The 9846-nt window shown below is 60.6% G+C and carries 6 protein-coding genes; 5 read left to right on the forward strand and 1 reads right to left on the reverse strand.

Annotated elements, in window-relative coordinates:
* Nucleotides 1-88 precede the first annotated feature (88 nt).
* Nucleotides 89-4036 carry a S8 family serine peptidase gene (locus tag HMPREF2842_RS01820; protein ID WP_371259993.1) on the reverse strand — a complete coding sequence of 1316 codons (3948 nt, stop codon included), beginning with the start codon at nucleotides 4034-4036 and terminating at the stop codon, nucleotides 89-91.
* A 364-nt stretch (nucleotides 4037-4400) separates the two neighbouring features.
* Here HMPREF2842_RS01820 and HMPREF2842_RS01825 point away from each other — a divergent pair, with 364 nt between their 5' ends.
* The 5 genes from HMPREF2842_RS01825 to HMPREF2842_RS01845 all read left to right on the forward strand — a co-directional run bounded on the left by HMPREF2842_RS01825 (nucleotide 4401) and on the right by HMPREF2842_RS01845 (nucleotide 9768).
* Nucleotides 4401-5027 (forward strand): hypothetical protein, encoded by a 627-nt coding sequence (locus tag HMPREF2842_RS01825; RefSeq protein ID WP_070642261.1) that lies wholly within the window; start codon nucleotides 4401-4403, stop codon nucleotides 5025-5027.
* Between the two features lie 99 nt (nucleotides 5028-5126).
* Entirely contained in the window at nucleotides 5127-6098 is a 972-nt protein-coding gene (locus HMPREF2842_RS01830; RefSeq protein ID WP_070642265.1) for a hypothetical protein, read from the forward strand.
* A 183-nt stretch (nucleotides 6099-6281) separates the two neighbouring features.
* Nucleotides 6282-7475, forward strand: a complete 1194-nt coding sequence (locus HMPREF2842_RS01835) for a pyruvate ferredoxin oxidoreductase (protein WP_070642269.1) — start codon at nucleotides 6282-6284, stop codon at nucleotides 7473-7475.
* A gap of 294 nt (nucleotides 7476-7769) precedes the next feature.
* Nucleotides 7770-8240 carry a DUF4870 domain-containing protein gene (locus HMPREF2842_RS01840; protein WP_012904287.1) on the forward strand — a complete coding sequence of 157 codons (471 nt, stop codon included), beginning with the start codon at nucleotides 7770-7772 and terminating at the stop codon, nucleotides 8238-8240.
* A 235-nt stretch (nucleotides 8241-8475) separates the two neighbouring features.
* Nucleotides 8476-9768, forward strand: coding sequence for an adenylosuccinate synthase (locus HMPREF2842_RS01845; RefSeq protein WP_012904286.1), 1293 nt, complete (start codon nucleotides 8476-8478; stop codon nucleotides 9766-9768).
* The last annotated feature ends 78 nt before the right edge of the window (nucleotides 9769-9846 follow it).

Raw genomic sequence — 9846 nt, forward strand, 5'->3', positions numbered from 1 at the left:
GGTCTTCAGGCCCCGGAGCCTGCCGGTTCCAGGTACCCCTCCCACCCCATGCAGGAGGTGGGAGAGGACCCGAACCATTCGCTACCGTCTAGCGGCCGGCCTGGTTAGCAACCTTCTCGGTGTAGCGGTAGATGAACGCAGCCATTGCGTCGCGGGCAATGGGGGTCACCGGGCGGTAGGTGCCGTCCGGCCAGCCGGTGCTGATGCCCTTCGAAGCCAGCCACGTGATTTCACGGTAGAACTGGTTATCGGTGGAAACATCGCTGAAGTGGCTGGTTGCGGGCAGATCTACGTGCGGGGAACCCGCTGCACGGTAGAAGAACGCAGCCATGGCGTCACGGTTCACCGGTGCGGAGGGGCGGAACGTGCCGTCCGAGTAGCCGGTGGTGATGCCCTGAGCCTTCATCCACTCAATCTCCTTGTAGAAGGGGTGCGTGGTGGGCACGTCCTTGAAGCTCGGAGTGGAGGGGGCAGTGAACTGCGGGGAACCCTGCATGCGGTAGAAGAACGCCGCCATCGCGCCGCGCTCAACGGACTCCAGCGGGCGGTAGGTGCCGTCCGGGTAGCCGGTGGTGATGCGACGCTGAGCCAGCCACGAGATTTCGGTGTAGAACTGGTCACCGGACTTCACGTCGGTGAAGCGGGACGGGGTGATGTACTCGTCCTGCTGCTCCTTGACGTTCAGCACCTCGGCGCGGTTGCCCTTGGCGCCGTTGGTGCCGGAGAGGTCGCCGGTGCCGTTGTGCAGGTGCAGCAGCAGCGCCTTGGCGGGTGCGCCGGATTCGCCGAGCGCGGGGATTGCGTCAGCGGAGCGGTGCGCCGTCAGGGTGGTGGTGGAGGCATCCGGGTGGAGGCCAGCCACGGCGGAGGAATCGCCGCTGAACCACAGCTTGGGGCTGAAGGGGCGGTACTTGATCCAGCCGGTTTCGCTGACGTTACCCCACTCGTACTGGGTGGTTGCGCTGACTCGGTACTGGATGTCCGGGTTGTTTGCACTGGTCAGGCCCAGATCCTTGAGGGGTGCACTCATGATGAGGGTGTTGGTGTCCATCATGTTGGTGTCCACATCACCCCAGGCGCCGTTGAGCGGGTAGTAGCCGAGCTCGACGAGGTTGCCGTTCTTGTAGCCGTAGAGGCGAACCAGCGGGTAGTCCAGACCCTTAGCGCGGTCGGTGACCAGCTTGTAGTCGGCGCGGTTGTTGCCGTCGGTGTCGATTTCTACGGTGAAGGTGTTCTCGTAGGAGACAACATCCCAGTTCGCCCAGGTGGAGATACCGAAGCGCAGGGTGCCGTCATCAGCGTTGCCGCCGGCTGCCTTCAGCGCGGGCGCATCCGAGGAAGCACCGACGTACTGCAGGTTCGCCTTAACGTTGCTGTTCAGTGACAGGGAGGTGGGAGCCACACGGTCCACGCTCGCACCGTACTCGAACGCGCCGAGCAGGGAGCGGTAGCCGCCCTGGTTGACCTCGGTGCCGCGCAGCGAGATCTGGGACTTGGTCCAGCCGGTGTCTGCCTTCTGTGCCTCGTCGCTGGAGGGCTTTTGGGTGAAGGTGACGGTGTCTTCGGCAGCGTGCATGGTGCTCACGGGCTTGGGTGCCACGTGAACGGGCAGGCGCAGTGCCTTGGTGCCGTCTTCGGTGAGGACGAGTCGGCCGGATGCGCTGGCAATGTACTGACGGTACTGTTCGGGAACGATTTCGTTGCCGGTGTAGTAGTCAGTTGCGTTCTGGGTGGTGTCCATTGCTGTGTCGCGGGTCTTCTCCAGCTTGGACGGGTCGATGCGCACGGTGACTTCGAACTTCTTAGTTTCACCGGGTGCGAGGGTGACCGCGGAGGGGAAGGAGTATTCCACGCCGGGAATATTAGTGCTTTCAGCGTAGGACAGGGCGTAGGTGTGCGCCACGGAGTCGGTGTTCTCAACCGTCACCTCGCGGGTGAGGGTCTGAACGCCAGCATCCGGTGCGTACTCGAGCACACCGAAGCTCAGGGACACGGTACCGCTCTTGTCAGCGTTGTAGACGAGGGACTTCGACTGCACGGCAGCGAGGGTGTCGACTCGTCCGGCGCCCACACGGTCCACCGCGTATGCGGCACCGGATTCGGTGCGCACATCGTGGGTTGCGGTGTTCATGAGGGCGGACTTGACCTGTGCGGGGGTGTAGGTCGGGTGGCTCTGCATGACCAGGGCGGCGGAGCCGGTCACGTAGGGTGCCGCCATGGAGGTGCCGCTGAAGGTCACGGAGTTGTTACCGGTCGCCACCGCCGCGGAGGTGATGTACGAGCCGGGTGCCGCAATGTCGGGCTTGGTGTAGCCGTAGCTGCCGTGGAAGCCGCGGGCACTCATGGGGTTCAGCTGATCCAGCTTATCGGTGTCCACGCGCAGGGAGGACTTCAGCTCGTTGCCGAGGCGCACGGTCAGGGGCTTACCTGCCGCTTCTGCTGCGGTGATCTGTGCACGCAGGTCCTTAGCGGCGGATGCTGCCAGGCGGAAACCGGGCAGGGTATCGTTACCGGCAATACCCAGGCCGGGCTCTTCGTCATTGCCTGCAAGCAGCACGCCCTTGGCGCCTGCCGCCTCCAGGTTGTCGAAGCGCACCTTGGAGCCGCAGGCGAGCTCACCGTCATCTTTAGCCCAGTCGATGAGAACCCACTTACCCTTTACAGCTGCCGCTTCGTCGGTGCTGAGGGCGTTGCAAGCGTAGCGGTTGTTCTCGGAGATTGCGGTGACTTCACCGGTGAATTCCTTGCTACCCGTCTGTGCCCAGGGGTAGGAGACGCTGTAATCGCCGCGTACCTTGCGGGTGGTGCCGGTGGCGGGGTCGGTCAGCTCTGCCGCATCCACAGCACGGGTGGAGCCGTAGGCGTTAGCTACGGTGATTGCGCTGGCTGCGGTGGCGGGGTGACCGGAGTTGGAGTAGGTGTCGCCGCGCAGGCTGTAGTCGTTGGCGTTACCTGCGGAGATCACGGAGAGCACGCCGGCGCGGGTGAGCGCGTCAACGGCGTAGGCTTCGGGGTCGTCCTGCGGGGAGAATTCGCCACCGAGGGACATGTTGACCACGTTCACACGGTCGGAGAAGTCGCCGTCACCGTTGGGGTCGAGGGCACGGTCGAGCGCCTCGATAACGACGTTGGTGCTGCCGCTGCAACCGAAGACGCGGAAGGCGTAGATTTCAGCGTCGGGTGCAACACCGGGGCCAATCTTCATGGTCTTGAGCTGCTCTGCGGTGAGCTTGCTGTAGTCGCCGGTGAAGGTGGTGCCGTCGGAGTTCACGCCGTAGCCTGCCGCGGTACCCGCCACGTGGGTGCCGTGGCCGCCGGTGGTGCAGTCGAGCGGGTTGCCGTCGGGGGTTGCGGTGTTGGTGCCGTCGTAGGCGTCACCAACGAGGTCGTAGCCGCCAGCAACCTTGGTGCGGTTGATGAGCCCGGAGTCTGCGGAGGGCAGCTCGGTGAGCTTGGATGCCTTCTCGTAGTCTTCGAGCTTGCCGCTACCGCCGAAGTCGGTGTGGGTGTAGTCGATGCCGGAGTCGATGACGGCGATCTTCACGCCCTTGCCGGTGTATCCGCCCGCGCCGGCGGGGTTGGTGGTGCCGGTCCAGGTGGCGAGGGAGCCTGCGTCAATGGCGGCGCCCGCGTTCTGGCGGTACTTGGGCAGGATGGGCGAGATCTTCTCTACGTCGGGGCGGTTGGCGAGTGCCTTGATGGAATCTGCGTCACCGCGCACTGCCACGCCGCGTACTGCGTTGTGGGTGGTGTAGAGGACCTGCGCGCCGGACTGGCTGCTGACCTGCTGTGCCTGGCTCTGCACCTGGGAGGCGATTGCCTGCACCTGTGAGCTGGTATTGACGGGTGCCTGCACGCCGGCGCGTACGCCTGCGGGCTGGGTCTGTTCAAAGGCGCCCTTACCCTTGAAGCGGACGAAGGCGGTGACGGTGCCGCTGGCGTTCTTCATGCTTTCGCTGAGTACCTGCTTGACGGCGTCGGGGTCTTCCGCGGCGTGGGCGGTGGTGCCCAGGGCTGCGAGGGGGCTCAGCGCCATGCTGAGGGTGAGTAGCCCGCTGCCGATTCGGCGTCGATGCGACCGGCCGCGGGGGTTTGGGGAGGCGGTGTGTGTCACGGTGCTCCTTTGCTTGGCTCCCGGGGTGTTTCTGGGAGGCTTGTGGTGTTGTTCTGGTGGGTTCCAGCTGAACTGGAACACACTAGATGTGAACTAGGATACACCTCAAAATGGCTTGTGAAGCGTTTATTACTTCTAAATGCATCAAATTGTGGACATGTTCGACCCTTTTCTTTTTCACGTTTTTCATTTGCATTTGGGTTCAGGTTCTTTTCAGGTTCGGTTGTTACTGTAAAACCATCTATTGAACATCTATCAAAAATGATGGGATAGGGAGGGCCGAACCATGGTCAAGCGACGCGTTTTCATCGACGATTCTGTTCTGCTGATGTCCTCCCAGGTTATTTACGGCCGCCCCGGCTCACTATTGGAACGCATCCATAGAGGAGAGGTGCAGGGCATCCTCACCGAGTACAGCTCATCCGCCTGGCAGATTGGCGAGGTGGTGGGCTATGTTCCCATGGAGAAGTCGCGCGAAACCTTCGATGCGAAGGGCTTCTTCACTGATTGGGACGGCTTCACCTTGTATGTGCTGGGACCGGTACTGCGGATGGCGTTCTGGTCGTCTCTTTTTATCGCGCTGGTGAGTCCGGTGCTCCTCTCCCAGAGCCATATAGAAATCAGTGAAGGCATGGAGCTGGTGCTGATGAATATCTTCGCGCCGTTCTTTTACTTTCCGCCGCTGATTCTGGTTGGGGTCGTTGTAGGAATCTGGTTGCTGTTTCTCAGTGCAGGAAAGTTTCTGAAGGCCGTTGAGGATGCCGTCGAGTCGATGCGCCTGTTCATCGGGCAGCACAAGATTCAGCACGATCTTGAGTTCCGGCAGGTGTACGAGTGCACCCCGCTTGACGGTGGTTCAGCCACGGCGTTGCTACACCGCATCTTTGAATCGCGCGATGAGGAGGAATCATGACCGCCGATAGTAGCTGGGGGATAGCCCCCGCGCACTGAACACACAGTGTAGATAACACAACAGACACATAACAGCAGACAAGCATTGGAGGAGACCACCGTGGCGGAGCATAGCGAAGCACCGAAAAACCCTCAGAACCCAACCGAGAAGAGCGATAGCAGGTATCAGCCCCTGTGGGATACGGATCAGCCCGCCCCCGATTACTCGGCTTTGCTGCTTCATGGAACGCTGGTTGCCGCGCCGACCGGGGAGATTCCCGAGCCGGTGAAGGAGGTCCTGGCGATACAGAAGGCTCGTTCTGCATCCGCGCCTGCCGATACGGTTACACCCGCCCTGACAGCGCCCAGTCCCGCTGTGCCCGATTCTGCAGCGCCCGCTCTGTCGGTTTCTGCTCCCGCACCCTCTGCGCAGGCTGCAAACTTTTTCCCGTCGGCGACAGGGCACCCGGTGCTGAACCGACCGCTGTACGGTCGCCCGGGCCCTACGATGCGCCGCATGTCCCCCATGGGCACGGATGCTGGCGCATCTGCACACCGGCAGGTGCCGACCGCTTTTCCTGCCTGGATGGATGAGAAAGTAGTCGGTACTCCGCGACCTATCGGGTATATCTCAGCAACCCCACTTGCGGGCAAGGTGCGCGGATCAGACCTGTGGAAGAAGGCCTGGCCTGAGCTCATTGCCCTCTTCTTCGTGGGTGTGGTGTTTAATCCCCTGACTTATCTTCTGTTGGCTACCGTTACAGGGGACCCTCAGATCGGTGGGTATGTCTTCTACTACTTCTTGATGCTTTCTCTGCTGACGATGGGTCTTCCCATGTTCTTGTGGGCTGGTGCGCTGATTTTTGCGCTACTCCGAGTGAGCCGAAAGTATCGGGCGCTGAAATGGAAGGCCATGCCTCTCGGGTCGTTCTGGTTCTACCTGGTGTATGACCGCCTGCCTAGGGATGCCGAGGAGATGCAGGGAATCCTGGGCGCGGCGTCTTCGATGTCTTCCGTGGTGCCAGCCCCTCAGCCGCCGAGTGCCCCGAGCCCTACCTCAAGCCCTGTTCCAAACTCAGCGGATGCATCGTAGCCGACTTTCCGTGGGTCCCTGGGCTCCAGTGGTGCTGAACCCCCGGCAGTGTTAACACGTGCATGTTTGCGCTTGTCGGGGGCTTTTTCTCAGCTTTTATCAGGCAGGTTTCAAGGGACTGCCCAGCGCACGCTGGTACGGTGGTGCCACTAGGAGTATGTCTGGTAAACAAAGGAGATGACCATGGCAGACCGCCCCGCTGTAAAGAATGAAGCCGCAAAGAGGAAAACTGCAAAGAAGGACGAGGCATACCAGCCCCTCTGGGACACCGACCAGTCCGTCCCGGAATACATGACGCTACTCATGGATCAGCAGGCCTCAGAACAAGAAGACGCTGAGCTGCACGAAAACTCCGACGACATCGAAGACGAAGAGCTAGAGCACCCCGACCCCGATTATGAATACGTTTACCCGGGTGCCCCCAAGCGCTACGACTCCGCGCGGAAAGACTCAGAAGACGAACCCGAAGACTCTCATGACACCGACAAAATCGACGAGCCGGAAGACACCTCAGAAGATACCTCAGAAGACACCCCGGAAGATACTCACGAATCTCGCAAGGACGACGAGGCGAACCACCCGGTAGCGCTCGCCTCCACTGAACAGGCTCAGCAAGAGCAGGCTCAGGCAACGCACGCCTACGGCGAGTACGTTCGGCTGGAACACCTCGGTCTGCAACCGGGCGCTATTCTGCCGGTTATTCCTGAGCCGTTCTTCGGCATCCCCGACTCGGAACTTATCGAAATGCGCCTGCTGGACCGCTCGCACGACGAGTCCGCACCCATGCAGGCGTGCGCTGCCCACCTGAACCCGGTCAAGAATGAGGAGAACCCCACCTCGCGGGCGGCAATGATCCAGCCGGTAGGCTACGTTCCCATCAATAATCCGTTTGCTGGCTCCAACATTGAAGAGATCGAGAGTCAGCGCACATTCTGGAAGACCGTGCTTATTGTCCTGCTGATACTGAACCCGTTTGTGCTGGTTCCTCTGGTGAGTATGTTCGATAGTAGTGCTGGCATGTCGATGCTGCTCTTCTTCATCACTATCGGCGTGGGATCGTTGTTTGTGGTGCCGATCCTATGGATTGTGGGTATTGTTCAGGCGGTGAAGCGTAAGAATCAGCTGAGGGAACTCCTCCAGAAAATAGAGACGGCACATGCCGAGTTCTGGTACTACCTCGTGTACAACCGCCTGCCGGACGGCTACACGGGCGTCAATGGCTTCACGAAGGAAGAAGAGGATTCTTTCTCGGTGTACGAGTTTCTGAAAAAGCAAGAACACGCAAAGCTACACGAGGCCGCCGCACAGCGCGAGGCTGCCGCACTACATAAGCCCGCCGCGCATCCTGCGCTCGCTGATGAAGAGAAACAGGACTAACCTCGGCCAGCCCACACCGTATAACGACCTGCCCCTCCACGTACATAACACCGCGTGGAGGGGCAGGGGCGTCTTTTTGTGTCATATTCGGGTTTCTTCGTCTGTTGTCCGGCGAGGGTTAATATTCCATTTACTTTGCCTTGATAGGGTGAAACCATCACGAGCGTTGCGACCAAGTAGAGCGAGGCGGGCACCCTCCGAGAACGGCGAGTTAGCCTGCCGCCGCGCCTCAATGATTAGCCGCGCCTCAACGATTAGCTGTATCCACTCATCGATAGATTAAGGAAAAGAACGATGTCCCAGAACCCGAACCCTGAACAGTACAACCAGTACTCCCAGCAGGCACCCTCCTACTCGCAGGCGCCGGGTCAGCAGCCCAACGGTTACGTAGTCTCCTCCAAGGACGACCAGAACATGGCGATGCTCGCGCACCTGGCTTCTGCAATTCTGTCTCTGCTGTCCTTCGCATCCGCAAGTATTCTCGCGCCGCTGGTCATGTGGTTCATCTACAAGGACAAGCCCGGTTACTCCTTCACTAAGGAAGCATCCCGCCGCGCGTTCAACTTCAACTTCTCCCTGTGGGTCATCAGCATGGCTTCCTGGCTGCTGATTATTCTGACCTTCGGCATCCTGGGCATCATCCTGTGGGTTGTCCCGATGGTTGTGGCTATCCTGATGGTTATCTTCCACAGCCTGGCTGCTCTGGCCGCAAACCGCGGTGAGCAGTACACCTACCCGATGACCTTCATCGAGATCATCAAGTAGTCTTCATAAGCTCATACCGGTAGCGCCCCCGTCCGAATATCGGATGGGGGCGCTACTGTGCCCGGTGAGGCTCACCGGCACCGGATCCGGCACGCCTACCGCCCCGTAACACGGGACTTAAAGGGGCGGGCACGGTATCATTAGAAGAGGTGTGCCTACCCGGATCATGAGGCGGTAGGTCGCCGCCGCGCCGTGAAATCCGGTGCGTATCTTCAAGGCTTTCAAGGAGCACAAAATGTCAGCTGTCGTGATTGTGGGCGCCCAGTGGGGCGATGAGGGTAAGGGTAAGGCAACCGACCTGCTCGGCCCCCGCGTAGACTACGTGGTCAAGCCCAACGGCGGTAACAACGCCGGTCACACCGTGGTGGTGAACGGCCAGAAGTTTGAGCTGAAGCTGCTGCCCGCGGGTATTCTGAGCGATAACGCCGTCCCCGTGATTGGTAACGGCGTGGTTGTTAACCCCGAGGCTCTTTTCGCTGAGATTGACGGCCTTGAGGCCCGCGGCGCTGACACCTCCCGCCTGAAGATTTCCGCTAACGCACACCTGGTCGCACCCTACCACCAGACCATGGACAAGGTGACCGAGCGTTTCCTCGGCAAGCGCGCTATCGGCACCACCGGCCGCGGTATCGGCCCGACCTACATGGATAAGGTTGGCCGCCTCGGCATCCGTGTTCAGGACATCCTGGACGAGTCGATCCTGCGTCAGAAGGTTGAAGGCGCACTGCGCCAGAAGAACGAACTGCTGGTGAAGGTCTACAACCGCCGCCACGTTGAGGTTGACGAGATCGTTGAGTACTTCATGTCTTACGCTGAGCGTCTGAAGCCGATGATTGTGGACACCACCCAGCTGCTGAACAAGGCACTGGACGAGGGTAAGACCCTGCTGATGGAGGGCGGCCAGGCAACCTTCCTGGACGTTGACCACGGCACCTACCCGTTCGTGACCTCCTCCAACCCGACCTCCGGCGGCGCGTGCGTCGGTTCGGGGGTGGGCCCGACCCGCATCTCCCGTGTGATTGGTATTCAGAAGGCGTACACCACTCGCGTGGGTGCTGGCCCCTTCCCGACTGAGCTGTTCGATGAGATGGGCGAGTTCCTGCGCACCACCGGCGGCGAGTTCGGCGTGAACACTGGCCGCCCGCGTCGTTGCGGCTGGTACGACGCCGTGCTGGCGCGTCAGGCTGTGCGCATCAACGGTTTCACCGACCTGTTCATCACCAAGCTGGACGTGCTGACTGGCCTGGATAAGATCCCGGTCTGCGTGGCTTACGACGTTGACGGTGTGCGCCACGACGAGATGCCGATGACTCAGACCGAGTTCCACCACGCTAAGCCGATTTTCGAGTACTACGATGGCTGGACCGAGAACATTTCGGATGCGAAGAGCCTGGATGAGCTGCCCGAAAACGCCCGCAAGTACGTGCTGAAGCTGGAAGAGATTTCTGGCTGCCGTATTTCTGCGATTGGTGTGGGCCCGGACCGCGACCAGACCATCGTGGTCCGCGACCTCATCAACGAAGACTAAGCTAATAAGCTCAATACGTGAAAGCCCCCGGAGGGTGCCTTACAGGTGTGAACTGCCTCCCGTTTCTTGGACAACGAA

The organism is Rothia sp. HMSC069C10 (genome assembly GCF_001812205.1).
Classification (GTDB): domain Bacteria; phylum Actinomycetota; class Actinomycetes; order Actinomycetales; family Micrococcaceae; genus Rothia; species Rothia mucilaginosa.

Excerpts from the sequence above, each read along its gene's own strand:
- HMPREF2842_RS01840 (WP_012904287.1), top strand. The coding sequence starts at position 7,770 with ATGTCCCAGAACCCGAACCCTGAACAGTACAACCAGTACTCCCAGCAG.
- HMPREF2842_RS01845 (WP_012904286.1), top strand. The coding sequence starts at position 8,476 with ATGTCAGCTGTCGTGATTGTGGGCGCCCAGTGGGGCGATGAGGGTAAG.
- HMPREF2842_RS01835 (WP_070642269.1), top strand. The coding sequence starts at position 6,282 with ATGGCAGACCGCCCCGCTGTAAAGAATGAAGCCGCAAAGAGGAAAACT.
- HMPREF2842_RS01820 (WP_371259993.1), bottom strand. The coding sequence starts at position 4,036 with ATGGCGCTGAGCCCCCTCGCAGCCCTGGGCACCACCGCCCACGCCGCG.
- HMPREF2842_RS01825 (WP_070642261.1), top strand. The coding sequence starts at position 4,401 with ATGGTCAAGCGACGCGTTTTCATCGACGATTCTGTTCTGCTGATGTCC.